We start from the raw sequence: 24,664 nt of genomic DNA on the forward strand, positions 1-24,664 counted from the left end.
ACTCAAATCTCCCGTTTCAGATCGACGATGCGCAGGAAACCTGCAACGACGATGCCCAGCAGGATGGTCAGGATCACCCCGACAACCGATGCCATGGCCCATTTCAGCGATCCCACCTGGGTCACGATGATGTTGCCCAGCAGGTTCACCTTGCGCCCGGACAGCGCGCCGGAGGTGGCGAATTCGCCCAGCACCATCACGCTGACGAAGATGGCTCCGACGACAACACCGGGAAGACTGAGCGGAAAGATGATCTTCCAGAAGATGCGCCCGAAACCTGCACCCAGGTCGCGCGCGGCCTCGATGATGTTGCGGTCGATCCGGCCCAGCATGAAGGCGATGGGGCCCACCATGAAGACGACGTAGATCTGCGTCATGCCTATGATGACGGAGAGTTCGGAAAACAGCAGTACTTCGATCGGCGTATCGATCAGGCCGACTTTCTGCAGGATGATGTTGATGGCCCCTTCCTTGCCCAGCATGGGCCGCCATGCCAGCACGCGGATCAGGAACGAGGTCCAGAAGGGGATGACGCAGAGCACCAGCAACACGGTCGAGACTGTCTTGCTCTTGACCAGAAGGCCCACGTAGAGGGCTGCGGGGTATCCGATCACGAATGTCAGGGTCAGTACGATCAGCCACAGCCGGATCGTCGTCCAAAGCGCTCCGACATATGCCTCGGAGGCGAAAAAATTCCGCCAGCTGTCCAGGGTCAGGGTCGAATTGATCGCAAAGGTCGTCTGCGTCCAGAACGATACGTAGACGATCATCATGATCGGTGCGACCAGGAACAGGATCATCCAGACGACGCCGGGGGCAAGCAGCCGGAACGTGTTTGTCTTTTGCCTGTTGGTACTTGCGGCACTCATCTTGCGGACTCCTTGCCGAATACGATCGCCTGTGCGGGATCCCATGAGAGAACGTAATTCTGCCCGACTGTCAGATCGCGCGGCTCACCCAGGCTGAGGTGGTGATCGACCTCGACCGTCTTGTGGTCCGCTGTTTCGAACAGAAAGATGATGGAGGACCCCAGGTATTCGCTGGCCAGGTAACGGACGGGCAGCGCAGGGCCCGGCAAGTCGGAGGCATCCGCGTCGAAGATCCGGGTGCGGTCATACCGTATTGCGTAGACATCGGTGTCGTTCGGCCGCGCCGAAGCTACGGACACCGCACCGAAAGCGCCGTGGAACATACCATCTTTCAGGCTGCCCTCGAACATGTTGAAACGGTTGAGAAACTGCGCCACATCCGAGACGGCGGGGCTGTCATATATCGAATCCGGCGTGCCGTGTTGAATGATCCGGCCTGCGTCCAGGACCGCGACCCTGTCGCCCATTGCCAGCGCTTCGGTCTCGCTGCCGGTCACGTGGAGGAAGGTCACGTCAAGCCTTTCGCGGATCGCGCGCAGTTCGGTCTGCATCCGTTCGCGCAGGTTGGCGTCAAGCGCGCCCAGCGGTTCGTCCAGCAGTACCAGCTTGGGCTGCATCACCAGCGACCTTGCCAGTGCCACGCGCTGTTTCTGTCCGCCGGAGATCTGATCGGGGTTGCGGTCTTCCAGGCCGGACAGGCCCACCATGTCGATCGACGCCCTGACGCGATCCGTGATCTCGGCGTCCGGCACCTTGGTTGCGCCGTGGCGCAGGCCAAAGGCCACGTTTTCGAAGATGGTCAGATGTGGAAACAGGGCGAAGTTCTGGAAGACGAAACCGATCCCGCGCTCATGTGCGGGCAAATCGGTGATGTCGCGCCCCTGAAACCAGATGCGGCCTTTGTCAGGCGTCTCAAATCCGGCGATCACGCGCAGCAGTGAGGTCTTGCCCGAACCCGATGGCCCCAGAAGCGCGATGTAGCTGTTGTCCTCGGCTACGAAATCGATGCCGTCGAGCGCAGTCAGATTGCCATATCTGCGCGTCACACCCTCCAGCCGAAATATGGGGTCGCTTTGCGTCATAGAGCCCTCTTTTTGTTGTGAAGGCAGGCCGCGGTCGAGCTGTGTGGCCCGCATCGGGGCGCATTGAAAGCGCCCCGTCACAAAATGTATAACGTATGAAATGACTGATTGGCTTTTATAGCAAGAGTCATCTTTTCAGAGTTATCTCTGAAAAATTCCACCAAAAGTGGAAATATGCTACGTGAATTGGGTTATTTCGCAAAAATTCTAACGAATATCGAATGCAAAAGTCATTTTTAGACTCTGTTCAGATACTTTGGGATCAACTCGCTCTCGGGGATCAGCGCGACAATCTTGAGCCGGGCCAGGCTCTTGTAGGACAGGATGCGCAGATGCTCGCGCAGATACTCTGTCGAGGCGTTGATCTGTCGTGACCCGATCAGATGGAAAAGGGTGCCATATTGATCAAGGGCGACCGTATCGACCGGCAGTCCGAGATCGCTGAGGGCCTTGTCCATCGCGGATAGCAGAAGGCGATTGTTGTTGATGATTTCGACCAGCGCGCTGTTGGGGGCCCGGCCAAGACAGTAGCGCATCAGCGCGTCTTCAAGCTCGGCCGCGTCCTTTGCCTTGCCGCTTTCGATCTGATCAGAGATGCGCGCGATCTGCGAATGGTCGATGAAATCGGTCGCCATCCGCAGGGCTGCCGGTTCCATGATGCTGCGCAATTCGAATTTCTCGCGCAGCGTTCGGGCGGTCAGCGGTCCGGCAAGCCAGTGCGAGGTGGCCCCCTTGCGGATCAGCCCGCGCTCGTTCAAGCGGCTCAGCACATCGCGCGCCACCGTGCGACTGACCCCGAGATGGTTTGCCAGTTCTGTTTCGATCACCCTGAATTCACCGAAGATCTGGCAGGCGGCGATCTCTGCTTCGACCTTGTCATAGACCCTCAGCCATGTCCCGCGAACGGCGAGCGCGGAACGCGAGGCGGGCGGAATGTCGAAATCGAATTCATCCAGCGGCTTGCGGATGGGCGTCAGATTGCGTGAAGCCTGACCGACCAGGTAGCCGCGACCCCGGAACCGGTGGATCAGACCTTCGGCGTTCAGCATCCGCAAAGAAGCCTGAACAGGCGCGCGGCTTGTCTGCATCAGCTTGGCGATGGGGCCTTCGATCAGCACAAGGCCATCAGGCAAGCGGCCGGACACGATATTGTGCCGCAAGACCCGGCTGATCGTTTCATAGAGGGGCTCCTGCCCAGCGTTGTTGGGCTGTGCGGTCATTGGGACGCCGTTCCCAATGACGCGATGAAGCGGTTCCAGGCGCGAGCGGCGTAATTGTATTCATCCATCACCGTGTTCCACAGCGCGATACGGCTGACCCGTTCACGGTAGGCGCCGCCGGGGCGGCGCTGGCCCGCCCGGACCACGATCCTGCCATCGGGACCTTTCAGATCGCAGCGGGCGATATCCCCATCATACCAATATCCCCATTCCTCGGGGCTGAGATATTCGCGCACCCCTTCGGCGTTGGTCATGTAATGCCCTTGCCGGGCCATCAGGGCACCTGCCGGGCCAGCCAGCCACCAGTTCAGATAGTCATAGGCCATGTCCAGCTGGCTGCCGCTCAGATGCCGCGCCAGCGAGGCGCCCCCATGCCAGGCGCGGTACCCTTCGCGGGGGAAACTTTCGCAAAAGACACCCTGCATCGCGCCAAGATTGCCATAGGATGGCGACCACATGCTCTGCACCGATACCCGATCGGCGCGCACAAGCGCCTCGGCCTGGTCGGGCGAGACCCAGCTGCCGACAAAAAAACCTTGTTGGCGCAGCGTTTCCAGCAGGGCCATGAGGCTGTCGATCTCGTCCACGGTCATGTTGCCGATATCCTGGAACGTCAGGTCGCCGTTCGCCTCGGCTGCCAGCGCAACGTCAAAGATGCCGATCGCTGGCTCGTCGACCAGGGCGATGCGCCCGCGCGCGCGCCGGTCCAGAAGCCAGGCCCAGCTTGAGCCCTCGGGCCCTTCATCGCCAAAAAGGCGGCGGTCAAAGCCGAAACTGTCCACGTTATGGGCGGTCGGTAACATGCTGATCATCGGCATGGGCTGCTGGCCCAGCGTGCCGTCGGGCTGAACATAAAGCTTGCGCACCGGGGCATCGCCATGGCCATGCCAGGTGTATTTGCTGATGCCCCCGGCCTTGGCGAGATCTCCGATATTGTCCCATTGCCGGATGCGTCGCGTGTCAATTGGCTGCAGCGCGCCCCAGTACCAGACGATATCAAGGTTGTGAAAGCACTGTTCGTATACGTCATAGTTCAACGGATCCATGGCCGCACGGTGCTGACAGGTCAGGAAGTCGAGCGATTCATGCTGGATGTCAAATCCCAGATCCGCGACGGCCATCTGCCGGACTTCTTCCAGAAGGGTGACATCGGTACCCCGCACGCGCAGGACCCGCCTTTTCACTTGCGCTGGTGCCGCAAGCTTGTGGGAATGGCGCAGATCGGCAGGCATGGAAGGCGGTTGTCTCCCCTTGAGCGGTCCGTACATCGGCCCCGCGAATGTATGTGGCCTATGTCATGACACCGCAAAGGCGCCTGCCGCGCAAGTCGGCATCATGTCGGAATGCGCCCTCTTTCGCATGGATCCGTCGCCCGCCGGGATTGCGGGCGACCGGAGATGGCATAACAGGCCCTCAGCCCAGGTGCGCGCGGACAGCGGCCAGCAAGGTCTTGCGCTCGGCGCGGGCGGCCAGTGCCTCGGCCATGTCGACCTTGCGGAACTTGACCGGTGTGTGCGGCTGCAACTGTCCGATCAGGTCCATATCCGCCGAGATGATCGCCCCAAGCGTGAAATATCCGCCACCCGACACCGCGTCGCGGTGCAGCACGATCGGCTCCAGCCCGCCCGGCACCTGGATCGAGCCATAGGAATAGCAGCCATCCACGATGTTGGAGGGATCGGCGCCCGCGCCGAATGGCTGTTCGCGCGCCACGAACTCCAGCGGTTTGCCGCCCTTGAAACGGTATCCCATGCGGTCCGCCTCAAGCGCGACAGCCCAGTCATCGGCAAAGAAGCCTTCCTGCGCTGCAGGGGTCAGCCGGTGCCAGTAAAGCCCCGGCAGGACGCGCAACTCTGCCGGTTTTCCGGGAAGGCGGCGCAGGTTTGCCGGAACACTCAGCCCCGGTTCGATCATGTCCGCCTCACCCAGCGGGATCACGTCGCCCGCCTGGATATTGCGCCCCTCGATGCCACCCAAGGCGCCGATGGGATAGGTCGAGCGGCTGCCAAGGGCAGGGGGCGTGTCGATCCCGCCGCTGATGGCGATATAGGCCCGCGCACCGGACTTGAGGAAATCGAAGCTCAGCGTCTGGCCGGCCTTTACCTCGAATGCGGCCCAGCCGTCCTGCACCACGCCATCGACCTTGGGTGGCAGGTCTGCGCCCGTTACGGCCACCAGGACATCCTTCTCGAATGTCAGGGTGGGCCCCATGAACACGACTTCCAGTCCGGCTGCGCCTTCGGGGTTGCCCACCAGCATGTTGGCGACGCGCAAGGCAAAGCGGTCCATCGCCCCGCCGATCGGAATGCCAAGGTGGAAGTACCCGGGACGGCCAAGGTCCTGGATAGAGGTGGACAGGCCGGGTTGTATGACTTTAAGCGACATTGAGCGCCTCCATCAGCTTGGCGTTTGTACCGGGCATGTCCGCGTTGAAGGCATCAAGATCGAAATCGACTTCGGCAATGCGCGGCACGTAGGTATCGGCCTCGACCTCGGCCAGGATGCGATCGTATTCGGCGCGGTCGATCGGTTTCCACTTCACGATGTCACCGGGTTTGAAGAACACCATGAAATCGCTCAGATAGCTTTGCTTCTGCTCGGGATCGAAGATCGGCATCGGGGTTACGCCGAACATCTGGTAGCCTCCCGCGCCCCGCACCGAATAGATGCAGGAAAAACATCCGCCATAGCCCACGGTCAGCTTGGGCGTATCTGTGCGTGGCCGCAGGTATTTTGGCACCTGCAGTTGTTTTTCGCGCTCGACCAATTGGTAGAGGAAGGGCAGGCCGGCCACGAAACCCACCATCGACACGAACCAGGGCTGCGAATGATGCGCCTCGATGAAGGCTTCCACGCTGTCGAAGCCGTTGATCCTGGCCGCATAGTCCAGATCCGTGCCGGACGGGTCCTGGTGACGCTCGCGGAAACGCATGAGTGTCTCATGCGTCCAGGGATCCTGGTAGTAGACCGGGATTTCGATGATCCGGGTCTTGAGCCGCTTTTCAGCGTCCTCCGCCCGGTGTTCCAGTTCCTTGACCTTCTTCATCATCTCGTCGGGGGAAATGACATCAGGGTCGAAACGGACCTGGAAGGATGCGTTCGCGGGACAGATTTCTGTCACGCCCTTGATCTTGGCGTCACGCACAGCGTTGCTCATCGAGAGGGATTTGAAAAACGCGTCCAGCGACATTTCATCGTCCATCTCGACATAGATGTGTTCGTCGCCACCGTAGGTATAGCGTGTCTTCACGATTTGCCTCCTGTGATTAGTGGGTAGGTTTGAGGTTGCCGGCAGCGAGCCAGGGTTCGAGCCATTGGGTGTGGAAATCGTCGGCCTGAACGGAAGCATCGCACGCCAGCGCCAGATGCAGGGCTTTCGTCGTTTTCAGCCCGCCGATCTCCAGCCCTTCCAGCGCGGTGATCATGAGGGCGATCGCGGCCTCGCGGTCCTTGCCGTGCACGATCAACTTGCCCAGAAGCGAGTCGTAGAATGGTGGAACCTGATAGCCGTCATAGAGAAAATGATCGAACCGGATGCCTTCCCCCTCAGGGATACGCAGCTCGCTGACCTGTCCGGGGAAGGGCAGGAACTGCATCATCGGATCCTCGGCGTTCAGGCGCACCTCGATGGCGTGACCTGCGCGGGTGATGTCGTGCTGCTTTTGGCGCAGCTTGCCGCCACCGGCCACATGGATCATCTCTTGCACAAGGTCGGTACCGGTCAGCATCTCTGTCACGGGATGCTCCACCTGGATGCGGGTGTTCATCTCGATGAAGAAGAACTCTCCGGTGTTGCTGTCGTAAAGATATTCCAGCGTGCCTGCGCCCACGTAGTTCACGGCCTTGGCCAGTGCCACGGCGGTATCGCACAGATGGGCGCGGGTCTTTTCGTCCAGACAGGCCGCACCAGCTTCTTCCCAGACCTTCTGGCGCCGCCGCTGCATGGAGCATTCACGCTCGAAATAGTGGACGGCATCGGTTCCGTCGCCCATGATCTGCACTTCGATATGGCGGGGCGCGTTGATCGCGCGCTCAAGATAAAGTCCACCATCCCCGAAGGCCGCCTTGGCCTCGGCCTGGGCCTGCGGAGCCATCTTGCGCAGCTCCTCTTCGGTCTGCGCGATGCGGATACCCTTGCCACCGCCGCCTGCAGCGGCCTTGATCATCACCGGATAGCCCAGATTCGCGGCCACGTTCACCGCGTCCTCCACGGTGTCCAGCCGTCCTTTCGAGCCGGGTACAACGGGCACACCGGCCGCTTCGGCGGCCTGACGCGCCGCCACCTTGTCACCCATCCGGTCGATGGTATCGGCTGAGGGGCCCACAAAGGTGATGCCCGCGGCATCCAGCGCGCGCACAAAGCCTGCGTTCTCTGCCATGAAGCCGTAACCGGGGTGAACGGCATCTGCCCGCGAGGCCTTGGCCGCCGCGACCACAGCATCGACGTTAAGATAGGACTGAGCCGCCGGCGCAGGTCCTATGCAGATGGATTCGTCCGCCATGCGCACCGCCAGCATATCGGCGTCGGCCTCGGAATGGGCCTGGATGGTATGGATTCCCATTGCCTTTGCCGCGCGGATGATCCGCACCGCGATTTCACCACGGTTGGCGATCAGCAAGCGTTCGATGGGCATTTCTCAGGCCCCGATCTCTGCCAGGGGCTCACCTGCGCTGATTGCCGCGCCATCCTCGGCCAGATAGCCTTTGAAGGTGCCGGAGGTCTCGGCCTTGACGTCGATAAAGGTCTTCATCACCTCGATCAAACCGATGATGTCCCCTTCTGCGACAGGATCGCCGGGCTTCTTGAACAGTGGCTCGCCCGGTGCCGCCTGAGTGTAGAATGTGCCGGGAACGGGGGAAAGAACCTGTGCCATGTTGGTCTCCTGCTTGGGTGATGTGATCAGAGCGTTTTCGCGATTTCTGCCGCTGTGACGATGCGGATGCCAGCGTCCTGCAGACCGGCGCGGATGGCCTGTCCCATGACCAGCGCGCCGGGCGTGTCCGAGTGAAAGCAGATCGATTCAAAGGGGATCTCGATCTCGTCGCCTTCGACCGTGGTGACCTTGCCGGTCTTGCAGGCCTTTACGCATTTCGCGGCGATCTGCGCGGGGTCGGGACGGCCGACCTGACGCCGAAAGACGATCGAGCCGGAATTGTCGTAATCCCGATCAGCGTAGAATTCGCGGATCACCGGATGACCGGCCCGCTTGGCGGCGGCATAGGTCTTGGAGATACCCATACAGAACAACAGCGAATCCGGGCTGGTGATCTGCAGCGTATCGACCAGCATTTGCGAAAGATCCTCGTTCACCGCCGCCTCCATATAGAGCGCGCCATGCAGTTTGACGTGCTGGAGCGGTGAACCGTGGCGCCGCCCGAATTCGCGGATGGCCCCGATCTGGTAGACGATGTCGTTGATCAGTTCGGCCGGATCCGTCTTGATGTAGCGCCGCCCGAAACCCTGCAGATCCGCATAGCCGGGATGCGCCCCGAGGCCCACGCCATGCGCCTGCGCCAGCTTGACCACGCGGTCCATTGCGTTGGGGTCGCCCGCGTGGAAGCCTGCGGCGATATTCGCGGAGCTGATGATCTGCATGATCTCTTCATCCGGCGCGTCACCCAGCACCCATTGGCCGAAACCTTCGCCCATGTCGCAATTCAGATCGACTGCATCTTTCATGGTCACGTCCTTCTGTTGGAGTCGCTATACAATCGCATCTGGAACCGGAATTGATATTTCATTTTTTCATTGATGCATTATCGGTTTTTCAGATACCTTTCGGCAGCGCCATCGTGCGGTTTGGGATAGTCCATGAATTTCAAGCACTTGAAATACTTCGTTGCGACCGCCGATACCGGGCAGGTCAGCCGGGCGGCCAAGTTGCTCTCGATTTCGCAATCTTCCGTGACCGGATCAGTGCGCGAACTTGAGGCAATTCTGGGCGTCACCCTGTTCGAGAGACGGGCGCAGGGCATGGAATTGACTAAGGCGGGCCGCGAATTCCTGCAGGTGGCGCGGGACATCCTGGAAAAGGTCGAGGCGGCGCATCAGATCGACCGTGGCACCTCGGATATCGGTGGCACCTTGACGGTGGCCGCGACCTATACCGTGATTGGCTATTTCCTGCCTTATCATCTGGGTCGGCTGGCGCAGATTTACCCCCGCATCGACATCCGCATCGTCGAGTTGAACCGCCAGAGCATCGAGGAGCAGTTGTTGCGCGGTCAGATCGACATGGCTGTCGCGCTGACCTCGAACATTCACCGTGAGGGTATCGAGACGGTGACGCTGCTGAAGTCGCCTCGGCGCGTCTGGGTGCCTGCGGGGCATGCCTTCTGCCAGGGCGGTGAGGTGTCGTTGAGCCGGATCGCGCAGGAGCCATACGTGATGCTGACCGTGGATGAGGCGGCCCATTCCAGCATGAAATACTGGAACCGCCATAACGCCCATCCGAACATCAAGTTGCGCACATCCTCGGTCGAGGCGGTGCGGTCACTGGTGGCCAATGGGCAGGGAGTGACGATCCTGTCTGACATGGTCTACCGGCCCTGGTCGCTGGAGGGGCGGCGGATCGAGACGGTGTCCACGGATATCGAGGTGCCGACGATGGATGTGGGTCTTGCCTTCAATCGCGCCACGCCACTGACGCCTGCAATGAAGGCGCTTCAATCCTATTTCTCGGCGGCCTTCCTGTCACCAAAACTTCAGTTCTGATTGGCCTGCACTTGTGCCGGGACGGTGCATCGGCGATAGACTGGGCGTCATGACCAACGGATACAAAGCCCCGGTGCGCCTCGTGGCCGGCTTGTCGAAAGTCTTTGAATGATTGTCGGCCTTGGGCTGATCATGCCCTTTTTTCTTTATATCCTTGCCGGTGTCGCCGCCCAGATCCTGTTGCGCCACGGGGCCGATCAGCAACGCTGGCTGGATGCGTTCATCTTCTATCTGGCCTTGCCCGCCTTGCTGTTTCAATCGGTGCGGGTCGTGCCGCCCGGTGCTGCAAGCTTGCTGGGTTTTCTGGCCGTGACCACCGCCGTGACCGGCACGATGTTTGTGCTGGGCTGGCTGATCGGGCGCGCCAACAGGACAGAGGATCATCCTGCGGTTTTCGGTCTGGCGGCCAGCTATTCGAATATCGGCTACATGGGACCCGCGCTGACGGTGGCGGTGCTGGGACCGGCGGCCGGTGCGCCTGCAGCTTTTGTGTTTTGCGCTGATGTTCTGCTGATCTTCACGATATGGCCCGCAATGATCGCCAGCGGTTCACGCGGGATGCTGCGCATCCTGCAGTCGCTGAAAAAGGTCGTGACCCATCCATTCATCCTTGCCACGCTGGCTGCGCTGCTGTTTGCCAGAACGGGCTGGACGCTGCCTGCCTTTCTGGACACGCCGCTGACGGGCTTTCAGCATGCCGCGGCACCCGCGGCGCTGTTTTCGCTTGGCCTGACGCTGGCGCGCAACCGGGGTGGACCGGTCGGAACCAGGCTTGGCGCCTGTCTTGCGATAAAGCTGATCGGCCACCCGCTTGCCGTTGCGCTTGCCTTTGTTCTGGTGTCCGGATTCGACCCGCTCTGGGTAGCGACGGCCATCATCATGGGGGCGTTGCCGCCTGCCGCGAATGTCTATGTCATGGCGCGAGCCGAAGGCATCAGCGTATCCCTGGCCGCCCGCACGGTGCTGTACGGAACAGCCTTTTCGGCAATCACGCTGCCTGTGGTCATCTCGCTGCTCGCCTGAGAGGGCCACGCCGCCAAGACTGATGTCCTGCGCGGCCAAATCATTCGACGGAATGCTTTTCGATGGTTAGCATGGCCCTGGCCGAAGTGATGCTTGAGTCATGGCGATGCCTTTAGGCCTCGCCGCCGGCTTGGTCGGCGAAGGTGCTGAATGTGGAAAGGACAAGCGATGTGTGATGCAGCCAAGAGTGGGTCCGCGGTTCCGACGGTACTTATCGAAAACGGGCGGACCCGTGTGACGCAGTGGTTTTTTCCCAAGCGCGGCGACAATACCGGCTGGCACCGGCATGATTACGATTATGTGGTCGTTCCCGTTCAGGATGGGGTGCTCGAGATCAAGGATGCGACGGGCGCCATTACACGGTCGGAGCTGAAAGTTGGTGTACCGTATTTCCGTTGTCTTGGTGTCGAGCATGACGTGCTCAATGGTAATGATGCCGGGTTTGCCTTCATTGAAGTCGAGTTTCTGGACAGCGCGAAGCCCTAGCCGATGCGCAAACCAAATTTTTGTGCGCAAATCGCCTATTTCGCCAAACGGCATCAGGTAGGTTTGCCCCAAGGATATGAGGGCCGGTGTTTGTGACGAACCGTCCGACAGGAGGAAAGGATGTTTTTTTCTACCGACCACTTTGATGCCGTCGACAAGAACAAGGTCTGGTCCCGAACGATCTCGGAAACCTATTTCCCGCTCTCCGTCGAATGTCAGGATCCTGTGCGTTTCAGGGGGTCTCTGAAATCCTGGGGCCTTGGCGTTATGGGCCTGTCCGAGATGGAGTGCGACAGCGTCATGTACCGTCGCAACAAGAGCCACTTCAAAGAAGAAAAAGACAACAGCCTGCTGATTACGATCCCCCATCTCGCCGATGTCCATTTTCACCAGGCGTCGCGTCAGACCAGCTGCGCACCGGGCGGCTTCCTGGTCGAACAGGGCGACATGCCCTATGAATTCTCGCACAACATGCGGAACAAGCTTTGGGTGCTGAAGGTGCCCACGGCGAGTGTGCAGTCCCGCTTGGGGCCAACGGAAAGACTGAGTGCACTTACCTTCGACGCGCGATCCGGGATCGGGTCCTATTTTGTCGGTGCGGTGCGAAACACGATCGAAAGCATTGATGTCATCAACGATGCCGCGCGCGAAATGGCCGGGCAACACCTGCTGGATCTTCTGTGCCTGTCGATGCGCAGTGATGACCGCATCCTTGACAGTTCTGTATCGACAATTCGTGCCGCGCATCTGCAGCGTGCGGAACAGTTCATCCGCGACAATCTCGCGAACCCGAATTTGGGCCCGCAGATGGTCGCGGAATCCTGCGGCATTTCCCTGCGGTATCTGCAGGGGCTTTTTGCCGAAAACGATTGCTCTGTCGCCAGCTATATTCGCGACAAGCGGCTGACTCGCTGTCACGAGACACTGGAGATGGCGCACGACACCTCCAGCATGGCGCAGATCGCGCATAAATGGGGCTTTTACGACCAGGCCCAGTTCTGCAAGCACTACCGCAACAGGTTCGGCTGCACGCCGACCGACACGCGCAAGAAAAGGCGGTTGGCGGCGTCAGTCCGCCCCGTCTGACAACCAAAGAATGATGAACGTCCAACGCCCTCGGTTTCGCGGGCGAACGATATTGCTTGTCGTGCGTCCGGCAGGCGCGAAAAAGGATAGGGAAACAAGATGACGAAGACGAGAGTCGCAGTTGATGTCGGTGGCACCTTCACCGACGTATGCATCATGGACGAGGATACCGGCCAGATCCGGATCGAAAAGACGCCGTCAACACCCGATGACCCGATGCGCGCCATCATGACCGGCGTGTCGGATGCAAAGGTGGATCTGTCCGATGTGACGATGTTTTCACACGGGACAACAGTCGCCACCAATGCCTTGATCACCCGCAGGCTGCCGCGTGTTGCCATGGTCTGCACCGAAGGGTTTCGCGATGTGGTCGAGATCCGCCGCTCGAACAAGGAAGACCTTTGGGACACTTACAAGGATGTCGCCAAACCCTACATCCCGCGCCGCGACCGTCTGACTGTCAAGGAGCGCGTGGATGCGGCTGGAAAGATTATCCAGGAACTGGATGTGGAAGAGGCACGCCGTGTCGCCGCGATCCTGAAAAAGCGCGACGTCAAGGCGGTCGCCGTGTGCTTCATCAATTCCTATGTCAACGGAGAGAACGAAGTGCGGATGCGCGCAATCCTGCGCGAGGTGATGCCGGATGTGCATATCTCGATCTCGTCCGAGATCATGCCCGAGATCTTCGAGCATGAACGGTTTTCGACAACGATGGTCAATGCCGTCGTGTCGCCGGTGGTGGTCGATTATGTTTCGCGGCTCAGCGACAAGCTGGCCGACGGTGGATACAAGCGTGACCTACTTCTGTTGCACTCGGGCGGGGGGGTGATGACGCCCGCAAGCGTCAAGGATTTTGCGGCCCGTCTGGCGGGATCGGGCATCGCGGCGGGGGCCATCGCCAGCCGTTTTATCGGCAATCTGTGCGGCTATGAGAATTCCATCGGTTTCGACATGGGCGGGACCAGCACGGATGTGTCGCTGACATACCGTGGTGAATCCACGGTGACGAAGGACTGGTATATCGAATACGGCTACCCGATCCGGTTTCCCAGCATCGAGGTGCTGACCATCGGCGCGGGGGGGGGCTCGCTGGCGTGGAAAGACGAGGGCGGATCGCTGCGCAACGGGCCGCAATCCGCCGGGGCCTATCCCGGACCGGCCTGCTATTCCAATGGCAACGAGGTGGCGACCAACAGCGATGCGAACGTGGTGCTTGGCCGACTGGGTTACAGCCTTGCTGGGGGCGACATCACGCTTGATCCCGCGCTGGCCGAAAAGGCCGTGCGCGAAACCGTGGCAGAGCCTTTCGGCATGGAGCTTCACGAAGCCGCAGAGGCGATCATCGACGTGGCCAATGCCAACATGGCCAACGCGGTACGCCTTCTGTCGATCAGCCGAGGCCATGATCCAAGGGATTTCGCGCTGATCGCCTTTGGCGGTGCGGGCGCCCTGCATGGTGCTGCGGTCGCCAGGGAGTTGTCGATTCCGGTCGTCATCGTGCCGCCAAACCCCGGCGTGACATCGGCCATGGGATGCCTTTTGGTGGATATCCAGCACGACTTTTCCGACAGCTTCATGGCGGATGCCGCCACAACGACGGCGGACGACCTGGAGGCTGCCTTTTCCAAGATCGAGAAAGAGGCCGTGACCCGGTTGCGCCATGAAGGTGTGGCGCCAGAAGATACCGTCCTGCAACGCTCGGTCGAGATGATGTATCAGGGCCAGTGGCGATCGCTGTCTGTCTCGGCACCCTCAAAGATCACCAGCACCAAGGATCTGGTGAACGGCTTTCACAACGAGCATGAGCGTGAATACAACTTCCGCCGTGAAGACGCCCCCGTCAGCATCTTCCGCGTCGGCGTCAAGGCGACGGGCGTGGTCCAGAAGGCCAAGTTGCCGTCCTTCGAGGTGGTCAAGCACGCGCCCGAACCGTCAGGCACGCGCTCCGTCTGGTTCAGGGGCGAAAAGTGCGAGGCCGCGATCTATGACCGCGCGAAAATGAGGGCAGGGGCCGAGTTCACTGGTCCCGCAATCGTCGAACAGGTCGACTCGACCGTCGTCGTACCGCCAAAGGCCACGGCCAAGGTCGATCAATACATGAACATTCTGATCCGTGTGAAGGACTGAGCCATGAACAGTACAGCCAAACAGGACCTGGACCCGGTCACATTCGAGGTTCTCAAGAATTCCTTCATCACCTCGGTCGACCAGATGGCCGAACAGATGCTGCGAACCTGCTATTCCTTCGTGATCTACAACCGCGACTTCTCGAACGGTCTGCACGATGCCGATGGCAACTGCGTGGCTCAGGGCAATTCGGACATCGCGGTGCACGTGGGGACTCTGCACTATACCTGCAAGGACGTGATCCGCGTCTTCAAGGGCGACATGTACCCGGGCGATGTCTACGCGATCAACGATCCTTATGCGGGCGGCACGCATTTCAGCGACGTGCGCCTGATCCGCCCGATCTTCGATGAGGAAACACTGATTGGTTTCTCGCAGTCCAACGGGCACTGGTCCGATCTTGGCGGCTCCGTTCCGGGGTCGTTCAATGTCGCCGCGCACGAGATGTTCGGCGAAGCGGTGCGGATCACACCGATCCGTCTCTTCCACAAGGGCAAGTTCTGCGCGGATGTGGCGAACATGATCGCGGCAAACACACGCGATCCTGCCTCGATCATCGGTGACATCCACTCGCAGGCGCAGGCGACGCAGGTGGCTGAACGCGAGTTGCAGCGGTTGGTCGGCAAGTATGGCCGCGATCAGGTCACGCAGGGCATGGGCGCGGTGCAGGACTATGTCGAGCGCGCCGTGCGCCAGCGCATCGCCGATCTGCCGGACGGCACTTGGGAAGCCGTGGATTACATCGACCGCGATCCTGGCGCTGGCGAGGGGATGATCCCGATCCACATCAAGATGACCATCAAGGGTGATCAGATCATCTATGATTTCGAGGGCAGCCACCCGACGATCTCGTCGATCTACAACTCAGCGCATGGGGCCACGTTTTCAGCCGTGGTGGCAGGGATGAAGACATTTTTCCCCGACCTGCCGCTCAACAGCGGTTTCTACCGCATGGTCGAGGTGAAGGCCCCCAAGAACAGCGTCGTCAGCGCCGAATGGCCCGTGGCCGTCACCGGCTTTCTGATGCCATTCGAAAAGATCATGAACGCGATCTTCGAGATGTGGTCGAAGATCATGCCGGAACGCGCGATCGCCTGCGCGTTCAATCTGGAATATCTGCTTGCCGGAGGCAACGATCTGCGCAAGCCGGACAAGCCGATCTACATGTTCTACGAATGGCTGCCCGGCGGCTGGGGCGGGCGCAACGGCAAGGACGGCAGCGACGTGACCACCGCCTGTTTCGGTACCGGCCTGATGTCGCAACCCTCGGAAGGCAACGAACGGGTGAACCCCACGCGCGCGGATGAATTCCAGATCAAGCAAGACAGTCCCGGACCCGGAAAGTGGCGTGGCGGCGCAGGTGTGATCAAAGCGTCAACCTTGCTTGAGGCCGATAACACCGTCATGTCGTATATCTGCGATCGGGAGCGCGCCGTGGTTTGGGGTGTCGAGGGCGGGCTGCCGTCGATGCCGCACGGTCTGATGATCCAGCATGCCGACACCGGCGAGGAGAAGTGGCTGGGCTCGGTTTTCTCGAACTACAAGATCAAGAGTGGCGACAAGTTCACCCGTCCCACCGCAGGCGGAGGCGGCTATGGCGATCCGATGGAGCGCGATCCCGAACGTGTGCTGCAAGATGTGATCGACGAGTATGTGTCGGTCCGGCGCGCCGAACTCGATTATGGCGTGGTGATCAAGGTGATCGACGCCGACATGCTGGAGTACGAGATCGATCTGGCCGCGACTGAAAGGGCCCGGGCGCATATCCGCGCAAACCGCGTCGCTTGGGCGCGGATGGACCCCGAGATCGTCTCAAACATGTACCGCAAGGGCGAGATCGACGAGATGGATGCCGTGCGCAAATATGCGGTCATCCTTGACTGGGGAACGGGCGAACTGATGCCCAATTCGACAAGACAGTTCCGCGAAAGTTTTGAAAAGCGTTCCGTCGCCCACTGGAGCTGACCTTGGCATGGCCCGGCAAAAAGATGTCGGGCCATTGGCTTGGGTAAATGATCCAGCCGGCAATCTTGGCAATTGAACGCCAGCGCCTTGCTCGTGAGATTCTTGCAAGCTCAACCGCGCCGCCGCCTCGGCCGAGTGGCGTGGTCTTTGCGCGGGATGAGGGGCAGTGTCACTGTCCAGGTCGAGACTGGTTCGAATTCGTCTGACACCACCGCCAGATACCCGCATGGATGACCGAAACCGCCACGCGGCGCTTGCCGCCCTTGGAAACCTGGGGTCGATCCGGTTGTGCGGGCCTTTTTTGCACAACTTCTGAAGCCGCGCAGGGAACGCTTCGTTCCGTGGTGCGGCGCGCAGGTCCGACGGGCTTGCAGTTCCCGTGGTGACGGGTCACACAAGTGGCAAGCAGCAGTGGGAACAGTCCATGAGATCGCGCAGCTTTGCGGACAGGGTGTCGGGGGCATTGCTCTGCGTGATCACCGTGCTTGTCATCTGCAACGAATGGGGGCTGGCGCGGTGGACGGAATTGGCAAAGCCCCTGCTGGTGATGCTGGTTGTGCCGATCCTTGCCGCGCAGGTGCGCCCGACCCGGCAAGCCTTTGTGGCGGTGGCTGTCCTGCTCAGCCTGGCACTGGCCGCCACCAATCCCGGCTGGCGGGCCATCGCGGTTGACGGGCTTGTGACATCGGCCTTCATCGCTGCCTTCTTCACGGCCCTCTCGACGTTGCGCACGGTTGCCGAAACCTCGCCTGCCATTCAGCGTGCCGGCGCCTTTCTGGCCGGTCAGCGCCCCGGACGGCGCTATGCGGCGCTGACCGCGGGGGGGCAGGCCTTTGCCCTGCTGCTGAACTATGGCTCGCTGCAATTGCTGGGCACGCTGGCGATGGCCAATGCCAGGCTGGAACCCGATCCCGAGATCCGCAGCCACCGGATCAGGCGGATGCTGCTGGCGATCCAGCGCGCCTTCGTCTCCACCTTGCCCTGGTCGCCCCTGTCCTTCGCCATGGCCATCTCGATCGGCGTGATTCCGGGGACAAGCTGGTCGCAAGCGATGTTGCCGGGTCTGGTCAGTTCCCTGATCCTCGTGGGGATCGGTTGGGCGCTTGATGCGGTCTTCAAGCCCCGTCTGGCCGCGGTGCCGGTCCGGACAGAGCCGACGGGCACCTGGGCCCTGATGTTGCCGCTTCTGGCATTGCTGGCCGTGCTGGTGGTCTCTGTCGTGGGGCTGGCCCAGTTGACGAATGTGCGGATCGTGGGGCTTGTCGCGGTTGTCGTCCCCTGTATCGCGCTGGTCTGGATGATCATCCAGCATTGGGCGGATGCGCCGCTGCCTCATGTGGCCGGGCGCATCCGGGACTATGTCCTGACGGAGCTGCCCGGCTATCGCGGCGAACTGGTTCTGCTGATGATGGCCGGCTATATCGGCACGGTCGGCGCGCAACTCGTGGGTCCACTGATGCTGCGGGCCGGGCTTGATGTGTCGATGGTGCCGGCCTGGCTGATCATCGTCTCTTTCGTCTGGATCATTCCCCTGGCCGGGCAGGCGGGGATGAACCCGATCCTGGCCGTGACCCTTCTGGCCCCGCTGATCCCCGACGCTGGCAGTCTTGGCGTGACGCCCACGGCGCTTGTCGTGGCGCTGACGGCCGGCTGGGCGCTGAGCGGCGCAAGCTCGCCCTTCACCGCGACGACGCTTCTGATCGGCAATTTCGCGGGAATCAGCGCGCTGCGGGTGGGGCTGGTGTGGAACGGCGTCTATACGCTGATCTGCGGTGCCGTGCTGTCGGGCTGGGTGCTGCTTTATGCCTTTGCGCTTTGATCCGGCTTTGCCGCGATCATCCCTGATCCTTCAGCAGCGCGCATAGCGCGTCCAGCTGGGCGCGTCCCGCGCCTGTCGCTTCCTGCTCGAACGCACGGTAGAGGGTCAGCACGCGTTGGCCCGCCTCGGTCAGGCGTGCGCCGCCGCCGCCCGGACCGCCACGCGTGCTGTCCACAAGGGGGGCGCTGAACATCTCGTTCAAGGTGCCGATCAATTGCCATGCGCGCTTGTAGCTCATGCCCATTTCCCGGCCCGCCGCCGCAATCGACCCGGTGCGGGCAATCCGTTCCAGCAGCTCGGCCTTGCCGGGGCCGATCATCTCGTGGGCGCCAAAGACGATGCGGATGCGCAAGCGGGGGCGATGTGGGTCCTGATCCATGTCGCGACATTCCTACCCGCGCCTGCCGAATGCAAGCGCCACGCGACGGGCGGGAACACGGCTTGGAACACGGCGGCGCTTGCGCCATCGCGGCGGATCGTCCAGATAGGGACCCTGCCGCAAGGCCGCCCTGCGGTTCTGCGCAGCCGTGAATGGAGCAAACCCAATGACCTACCCACAGGCGCCCGCCGCAGCGGATCAGATCGGCCTTGTGCGCGAAATCACCGCAGGGGAGACGCCGTGACGCCCGCCGCCAGGCTGGCCGCCGCGGCGCAGGTGCTGGATCAGATCCTCGCCGGAGAGCCTGCGGAAAAGGCGCTGATCGGGTGGGCCCGGCGCAGCCGCTTCGCAGGCTCTGGCGATCGTGCGGCGCTGCGTGACCTGGTGTTCGATGCGCTGCGCCGCAAACGCTCGCTCGCGGCCATTGGTGGCGTGATGACGGGGCGCGGTCTGATGCTGGGACTGCTGCGGGCCGAGGGGCAGGATCCTGATGCGCTTCTGACCGGGCATGGGCATGCGATGGCGCCACTGACCCCGCAAGAGCGGCAGGACGGAGGCACCCCGGCGCCGGGGCCCGAGGCGTGCGACATGCCTGACTGGCTCTGGCCGCTGCTGCTGGACAGCCTCGGGGACAGGGCTGCGGCGATCGCGTCCGTGCTGCAAAGCCGTGCGCCGGTCATGCTGCGTGTCAACCTGACCAGGGCCAACCCGGACCAGGCCATCGCCGCTTTGGCCAGCGACGGCATCGCCGCCACGCCGGATCCTGTGGCAAGCACCGCGCTGAAGGTTGGCGAGGGGGCGCGCAAACTGGCGCAATCGCAGGCCTATCTTGCGGGGCTTGTCGAATTGCAGGATGGGTCAAGCCAGGCCACAATGGATGAGCTTTCCCTGCCAAGCGCCGGTAAGATATTGGACTTTTGTGCAGGCGGGGGCGGCAAGTCGCTGGCGATGGCGGCGCGGACAAAGGCGCGGATCATGGCGCATGATGTGCAGCCGTCCCGGATGAAGGATCTTCCGGCGCGCGCAGCGCGCGCCGGTGCGCGGATCGAGATTGCCGATGGCCGCGCCCTTGCGCAGGCGGCCCCCTTCGATCTGGTGCTGTGCGATGCCCCCTGCAGCGGTTCGGGGGCCTGGCGCCGCGCGCCCGAGGGAAAATGGGGCCTGACACCGCAACGCCTGACCGAACTTTGCGCGATCCAGGACAGCATCCTCGAGACGGCGTCGGCCCTTGTGGCGCCGCAGGGCGTTTTGGCCTATGCCACCTGTTCGGTGTTGCGCGACGAGAACGAGGCGCGGCTTGACGCCTTTGTCGCGGCCCATCCTGAATGGCGGCAGATCGGTGTCCGGCGCTGGGATCCGGGTCCCTCGGGGGATGGCTTCTTTCTCGCGCAGCTGCGCCGGGGTTGAAAGTCTGACTGAAAGTCGCCTTTTGCGCGAAAATTAAGTCGCGATTAAGCTCTGCTCTGGCATGCTGTGAAGGTGCGATTCGCGGTTGATGTCGGGTGCAAGTGGTTTGAATACGGTAACAAGTGACAGCGCAGGCGGGTCGATGACCCGCGCATGTGCCCGCATCACCGCTCATGCGGGGGGTCTGTCCCTGCTTGCGGTGGTGTCGCTGGCAATTGCCATTGCGATCGACGACGAAGGTCTGGCGCAGCTCTTTCTGGCGGTTGCGTCGGTGTTGGGGGCCACGCTGTCGCTGGCTTTCCTGGGACGGCGCGTGCTGGTCTTTGCTGCCACCCGGCGGTCGGGCGCGATCAGGGACCTCGTGGCCCGCGATATCACGCCCGCGATCCTGTCAGATGCGGATGGGGCGGTGACATTCTGCAATGCGGCGGCCGTGGCGCGTTTCGCCCCGCAAGTTGGTCAAACCCTGCAATGGCTGTTCCGCGGCGTTCTGGCCAATCCGGGTCCGCTGCTGTTCCGGCTGCAGGCCAAGGCCGCGGCGCAGGGGGCCGCGCGCGAGGATGTCGTGATCCGCGGGGGGCATCTGCGTCTGGCCGTCACCCGTCTGGATGGGGGCATCTTTCTTTGGCGGACCGAGGATATTGCAAGCCGTCCCCCGGCGGCGCGCGGCATGACCGGGACCGATATCGCGATGCTCACGGTTGGACGTGGTGGGGCGATCCTGTCGATGAATGACGCGGCACGCTGCCTTGTGGGGGAACGCGTGAAGTCGCTTGACCGGTTGTGCACCGATCTGCCGTTTCGCCAGGGTCAGATACACCGCATCGCAACGGCCAAAGGACAGACGCCCTGCCTGGTGGTCGAGACCGAGCCGGGCATCGGGCGGCGCGAGGTGTTCCTGCTGCCGATGCCGGACAGCGCGGACACCGGGCAGGGCGGTGGTACCGATCTGCAGGAAGGGTGGCGCTTTCTCGATGCCTTGCCGGTTCCGCTGCTGAAACTCGATCCCGAGGGGGATGTCCTACTGTCCAACCGTCCCGCACGTGAATTGCTGGGTTATAGCGACGGTGCGCCGCGCCGGATGTCCGACCTGATGGAGGGGCTGGGCCGCTCGATCGCCGATTGGCTGGCCGAAGCCGCGGTAGGGCGCGCCGGGCCGCATTCCGAATTTCTGCGCCTGACACGAACCGATAGCGAGGTTTTTGTGCAGGTCACGCTGAACCGGGTGCAGGATCGCGGCCAGCCTGCGCTGATCGCGGTGTTGTCGGATGCGACCGAACTCAAGACGCTGGAGGCGCAATTCGTCCAGAGTCAGAAAATGCAGGCCATCGGCGAACTGGCCGGCGGCGTCGCGCATGATTTCAACAACTTGCTGACAGCCATTTCAGGCCATTGCGACCTGCTGTTGTTGCGTCACGATCAGGGCGATCCCGACTATGGGGACCTTGTGCAGATCCATCAGAATGCCAATCGCGCCGCGGCTCTTGTGGGCCAGCTGCTGGCCTTTTCGCGCAAGCAGACCCTCCGGCCGGAGGTGCTGGACCTGCGCGATACGCTTTCCGACCTGACCCATCTGCTGAACCGACTTGTGGGCGAGAAGATCACTCTGACCCTGACCCATGAGCCGGTGCAGCAGGCGGTGCGCGCCGACAAGCGGCAATTGGAACAGGTCTTGATGAACCTTGTCGTCAATGCCCGCGATGCGATGCCCGGCGGGGGCGAAATCCGGATCGAGACCGAGGGGTTGCTCTTGCGCAAGCCGATGGAGCGGGACCGCGTCACCTTGCCGCCGGGCTCCTATGTCTCGGTCAAGGTCTCGGATCATGGCCATGGTATCCCTGCCGACAAGTTGCAGAAAGTCTTCGAACCTTTCTACACCACCAAGCGTACGGGCGAGGGGACCGGCCTGGGCCTGTCCACCGCCTACGGGATCGTCAAGCAAAGCGGTGGCTATATCTTCGTGGACAGCGTGGTCGGGCAGGGAACATGTTTCACCCTGCTGTTTCCCGGCCATGATCTTGTCACCGCACCGGTGGCGCCGGCGCCGACCGCGGTCCTCGCGGGCAAGGGGCAGCGCCTGGGCGATGGCGTGGTGCTTCTGGTCGAGGATGAGGCGCCGGTCCGGGCCTTTGCCTCGCGGGCGCTGCGTCTGCGTGGCTATACCGTGATCGAGGCGGATTCGGCCGAACAGGCCCTGCGCACGCTGGAGGATACCACGCTCAGCGTGGATATCTTCGTGACCGATGTGATCATGCCCGGCATGGATGGGCCAAGCTGGGTGCGCGAGGCGCTCAAGCAAAGGCCGGATGTGAGGGTGGTTTTCGTCTCGGGCTATGCCGAGGAATCATTCGGCGATGCCCAGGCCAGCATTCCGAACTCGGTCTTCCTGCCCAAACCGTTCTCTCTCAACGATCTGACCGAAACGGTGAAGGAACAGCTGCATTGACGCGGTGAAACCGGCAGGGTCAGGGCCTCAGCCGCCCCGCACCGGGATCGCGTCCCAAAGCGCGAATTCTTCGGCGCAGACATCCCGCAGCCGGTTTTCCACCGCCGGCGAGAGTGTCAGGTCCATCTCGGGCGAGACATTGCTGCGCGGCAGAACGATTCGCATCTCCAGCCGGTCCTCGAGAAAGCGCAACAGGCCCGGCTGATCCTCGTAGCGGAAAAGATGATCGATTGCCGTGCCGTTCGGGCGCGGTTCCAGAAAGCGGGCCTGGCTGCCGACATTGGCGAATCCGGGCGTGTCCTTCTGCATGTAGGCCATGACGAAATCGTCGAAACTGACGTCGAATGTGGCGTTGGGCTTGCCCTGCATGAAGGGTCGCCTGCGAAACCTGTACCAACTGCCCAGCCAGCTGATCGGCTCGCGCATCACGGCCAGGGTCTCGACCGTATCGGTCTTGCAGGCCTTCTCGAACATCGGCCGAAAGAAGCGGTTGTAGCGGTATAGCGGGGCATGTTTCAGCTCGGGCGGGTCAAGAACCGCGATCGCGGCATGGGGGGCCAGGGCCTCTTCCCAGGCGGTCGTTCCGGTCTTGGGTACCGACAGAAAGACCAGACCTTGCTTCCAGAAAACCAGCATGTGACCTCTCTTGCCGCGGGATACCGAACAGTCTTCACAACCTTAAACTACTCCTTAACCAGTTTGGGCAAAAGTGGAACCACGAAAATTGATCTTGAAATGTTCCTGTTTTGGTCCCATAACCGAAAACAAGAACAAGACAGGAACACAGGCAATCGTTGCCGCCCGCGACCGGGTGTGGAATAAGGGGTCATAACAATGGCAATGGCAGATCTTCTTTCAATGGACAGCAAGAAAAACGCGGACAAGCAGAAGGCGCTCGATAGTGCGCTGGCCCAGATCGAACGGCAGTTCGGCAAGGGCTCGATCATGAAACTGGGCGGCGAGAACGTGATGCGCGACATCGAGGCGACCTCGACGGGGTCGCTGGGTCTTGATATCGCGCTGGGGATCGGTGGACTGCCGAAGGGGCGGATCATCGAGATCTACGGCCCGGAAAGCTCGGGCAAGACCACCCTGACGCTGCATTGCGTGGCCGAGGAACAGAAGAAGGGTGGTATCTGCGCCTTCGTGGATGCCGAACATGCGCTGGATCCGCAATATGCCAAGAAGCTTGGCGTGAACCTGGAAGAGCTGCTGATCAGCCAGCCCGACACCGGCGAACAGGCGCTGGAGATCGTGGATACTCTGGTGCGTTCCGGCGCGGTCAGCATGGTCGTGGTCGACAGCGTCGCGGCACTGACCCCGAAAAGCGAACTTGAAGGCGACATGGGCGACAGCAACGTGGGCGTGCAGGCCCGCCTGATGAGCCAGGCCATGCGCAAGCTGACCGGCTCGATCAGCCGCTCGAACTGCATGGTGATCTTCATCAACCAGATCCGCATGAAGATCGGGGTGATGTTCGGCAGTCCCGAGACGACGACAGGCGGCAACGCGCTGAAATTCTACAGCTCGGTACGTCTGGATATCCGCCGGATCGGCGCGATCAAGGACCGGGACGAGGTTGTGGGCAACGCGACGCGCGTGAAGGTGGTCAAGAACAAGGTGGCGCCCCCCTTCAAGCAGGTCGAGTTCGACATCATGTATGGCGAGGGGATTTCCAAGACCGGCGAGTTGCTGGACCTTGGCGTCAAGGCCGGTGTGGTCGAGAAGTCGGGCGCCTGGTTCAGCTATGGCGATGAGCGGATGGGGCAGGGACGCGAGAATTCCAAGCAGTTCCTGCGCGACAATCCCCAGGTCGCCCTTGAGATCGAGGACAAGATCCGCGCCTCGCACGGGCTTGATTTCCACATGGGTGCCGATGGCGCGGATGATGGAGAAGTCGTGGAGGGGTGATCGGGCCCGGTCCTGCGGGATGAAACCAGCCTTCTTTCCCCAAGGCCCGCCCTGACAGGCGGGCCTTTTGCATTTGCGCGACGCACATCGCCAAGCGCCTGTGGACAGGCGCGCCTGTGCCCGTTACAT

Annotated in this window: 21 protein-coding genes; 10 read left to right on the plus strand and 11 right to left on the minus strand. The window is 61.7% G+C overall.

What is annotated here, in order from left to right; all coding sequences use genetic code 11:
* Window positions 1-2 precede the first annotated feature (2 nt).
* The 9 genes from ACMUJL_RS00770 to ACMUJL_RS00810 all read right to left on the minus strand — a co-directional run bounded on the left by ACMUJL_RS00770 (window position 3) and on the right by ACMUJL_RS00810 (window position 8,851).
* Window positions 3-869, minus strand: a complete 867-nt coding sequence (locus ACMUJL_RS00770) for an ABC transporter permease (RefSeq protein ID WP_068289985.1) — start codon at window positions 867-869, stop codon at window positions 3-5.
* Window positions 866-1,915 carry an ABC transporter ATP-binding protein gene (locus ACMUJL_RS00775; protein WP_375571146.1) on the minus strand — a complete coding sequence of 350 codons (1,050 nt, stop codon included), beginning with the start codon at window positions 1,913-1,915 and terminating at the stop codon, window positions 866-868. Before ACMUJL_RS00775 ends, ACMUJL_RS00770 begins: the two co-directional genes overlap by 4 nt.
* Before the next feature lie 272 nt (window positions 1,916-2,187).
* On the minus strand, window positions 2,188-3,171 hold the full coding sequence (locus ACMUJL_RS00780) for a GntR family transcriptional regulator (protein WP_416914071.1): 984 nt from the start codon (window positions 3,169-3,171) through the stop codon (window positions 2,188-2,190).
* Window positions 3,168-4,334: an ABC transporter substrate-binding protein gene (locus tag ACMUJL_RS00785; protein WP_416914072.1), complete on the minus strand. Its 1,167-nt coding sequence runs from the start codon at window positions 4,332-4,334 to the stop codon at window positions 3,168-3,170. Before ACMUJL_RS00785 ends, ACMUJL_RS00780 begins: the two co-directional genes overlap by 4 nt.
* A gap of 250 nt (window positions 4,335-4,584) precedes the next feature.
* Complete coding sequence (locus tag ACMUJL_RS00790; protein ID WP_375571140.1) at window positions 4,585-5,556, minus strand: biotin-dependent carboxyltransferase family protein; 972 nt, start codon at window positions 5,554-5,556, stop codon at window positions 4,585-4,587.
* On the minus strand, window positions 5,546-6,421 hold the full coding sequence (locus ACMUJL_RS00795; RefSeq protein WP_068289980.1) for a 5-oxoprolinase subunit B family protein: 876 nt from the start codon (window positions 6,419-6,421) through the stop codon (window positions 5,546-5,548). Before ACMUJL_RS00795 ends, ACMUJL_RS00790 begins: the two co-directional genes overlap by 11 nt.
* A 16-nt stretch (window positions 6,422-6,437) precedes the next feature.
* Entirely contained in the window at window positions 6,438-7,805 is a 1,368-nt protein-coding gene (locus ACMUJL_RS00800) for an acetyl-CoA carboxylase biotin carboxylase subunit (RefSeq protein ID WP_375571138.1), read from the minus strand.
* A 3-nt stretch (window positions 7,806-7,808) separates the two neighbouring features.
* Window positions 7,809-8,045 carry an acetyl-CoA carboxylase gene (locus ACMUJL_RS00805; protein WP_068289977.1) on the minus strand — a complete coding sequence of 79 codons (237 nt, stop codon included), beginning with the start codon at window positions 8,043-8,045 and terminating at the stop codon, window positions 7,809-7,811.
* 26 nt (window positions 8,046-8,071) lie between these two features.
* Complete coding sequence (locus ACMUJL_RS00810; RefSeq protein ID WP_068289974.1) at window positions 8,072-8,851, minus strand: 5-oxoprolinase subunit PxpA; 780 nt, start codon at window positions 8,849-8,851, stop codon at window positions 8,072-8,074.
* Window positions 8,852-8,983: 132 nt separating this feature from the next.
* Here ACMUJL_RS00810 and ACMUJL_RS00815 point away from each other — a divergent pair, with 132 nt between their 5' ends.
* The 7 genes from ACMUJL_RS00815 (at window position 8,984) to ACMUJL_RS00845 (ending at window position 18,392) form a co-directional block, all read left to right on the plus strand.
* Window positions 8,984-9,886, plus strand: coding sequence for a LysR family transcriptional regulator (locus ACMUJL_RS00815; protein ID WP_375571134.1), 903 nt, complete (start codon window positions 8,984-8,986; stop codon window positions 9,884-9,886).
* Between the two features lie 132 nt (window positions 9,887-10,018).
* Window positions 10,019-10,909: an AEC family transporter gene (locus ACMUJL_RS00820; RefSeq protein ID WP_161486873.1), complete on the plus strand. Its 891-nt coding sequence runs from the start codon at window positions 10,019-10,021 to the stop codon at window positions 10,907-10,909.
* Between the two features lie 168 nt (window positions 10,910-11,077).
* On the plus strand, window positions 11,078-11,395 hold the full coding sequence (locus ACMUJL_RS00825; protein ID WP_375571132.1) for a cupin domain-containing protein: 318 nt from the start codon (window positions 11,078-11,080) through the stop codon (window positions 11,393-11,395).
* Between the two features lie 120 nt (window positions 11,396-11,515).
* A complete protein-coding gene (locus tag ACMUJL_RS00830) occupies window positions 11,516-12,481 on the plus strand; it encodes a helix-turn-helix domain-containing protein (RefSeq protein ID WP_068289969.1) in 966 nt (321 codons plus the stop codon).
* Between the two features lie 99 nt (window positions 12,482-12,580).
* Window positions 12,581-14,608 (plus strand): hydantoinase/oxoprolinase family protein, encoded by a 2,028-nt coding sequence (locus tag ACMUJL_RS00835; protein WP_416914073.1) that lies wholly within the window; start codon window positions 12,581-12,583, stop codon window positions 14,606-14,608.
* A gap of 3 nt (window positions 14,609-14,611) precedes the next feature.
* On the plus strand, window positions 14,612-16,573 hold the full coding sequence (locus ACMUJL_RS00840; protein ID WP_068289968.1) for a hydantoinase B/oxoprolinase family protein: 1,962 nt from the start codon (window positions 14,612-14,614) through the stop codon (window positions 16,571-16,573).
* A gap of 424 nt (window positions 16,574-16,997) precedes the next feature.
* Window positions 16,998-18,392 (plus strand): hypothetical protein, encoded by a 1,395-nt coding sequence (locus ACMUJL_RS00845; RefSeq protein WP_416914074.1) that lies wholly within the window; start codon window positions 16,998-17,000, stop codon window positions 18,390-18,392.
* 16 nt (window positions 18,393-18,408) lie between these two features.
* Here the strand turns inward: ACMUJL_RS00845 and ACMUJL_RS00850 are convergent, their stop codons facing one another.
* Window positions 18,409-18,771 (minus strand): winged helix-turn-helix domain-containing protein, encoded by a 363-nt coding sequence (locus ACMUJL_RS00850; protein ID WP_068289964.1) that lies wholly within the window; start codon window positions 18,769-18,771, stop codon window positions 18,409-18,411.
* A 240-nt stretch (window positions 18,772-19,011) separates the two neighbouring features.
* On the opposite strand from ACMUJL_RS00850, the gene ACMUJL_RS00855 reads away from it, so the two are divergent.
* Window positions 19,012-20,178 carry an RsmB/NOP family class I SAM-dependent RNA methyltransferase gene (locus ACMUJL_RS00855; protein WP_375571123.1) on the plus strand — a complete coding sequence of 389 codons (1,167 nt, stop codon included), beginning with the start codon at window positions 19,012-19,014 and terminating at the stop codon, window positions 20,176-20,178.
* 142 nt (window positions 20,179-20,320) lie between these two features.
* Window positions 20,321-22,624: an ATP-binding protein gene (locus ACMUJL_RS00860; protein ID WP_082896257.1), complete on the plus strand. Its 2,304-nt coding sequence runs from the start codon at window positions 20,321-20,323 to the stop codon at window positions 22,622-22,624.
* Between the two features lie 27 nt (window positions 22,625-22,651).
* Here ACMUJL_RS00860 and ACMUJL_RS00865 read toward each other — a convergent pair whose 3' ends face one another.
* Complete coding sequence (locus tag ACMUJL_RS00865; RefSeq protein ID WP_068289961.1) at window positions 22,652-23,260, minus strand: gamma-glutamyl kinase; 609 nt, start codon at window positions 23,258-23,260, stop codon at window positions 22,652-22,654.
* A gap of 198 nt (window positions 23,261-23,458) precedes the next feature.
* Here ACMUJL_RS00865 and recA point away from each other — a divergent pair, with 198 nt between their 5' ends.
* Window positions 23,459-24,535, plus strand: a complete 1,077-nt coding sequence (gene recA / locus ACMUJL_RS00870; RefSeq protein ID WP_068289960.1) for a recombinase RecA — start codon at window positions 23,459-23,461, stop codon at window positions 24,533-24,535.
* Window positions 24,536-24,664 lie beyond the last annotated feature (129 nt).

This window comes from Seohaeicola sp., from assembly GCF_048006315.1.
In the GTDB taxonomy this organism is placed as follows: domain Bacteria; phylum Pseudomonadota; class Alphaproteobacteria; order Rhodobacterales; family Rhodobacteraceae; genus Seohaeicola.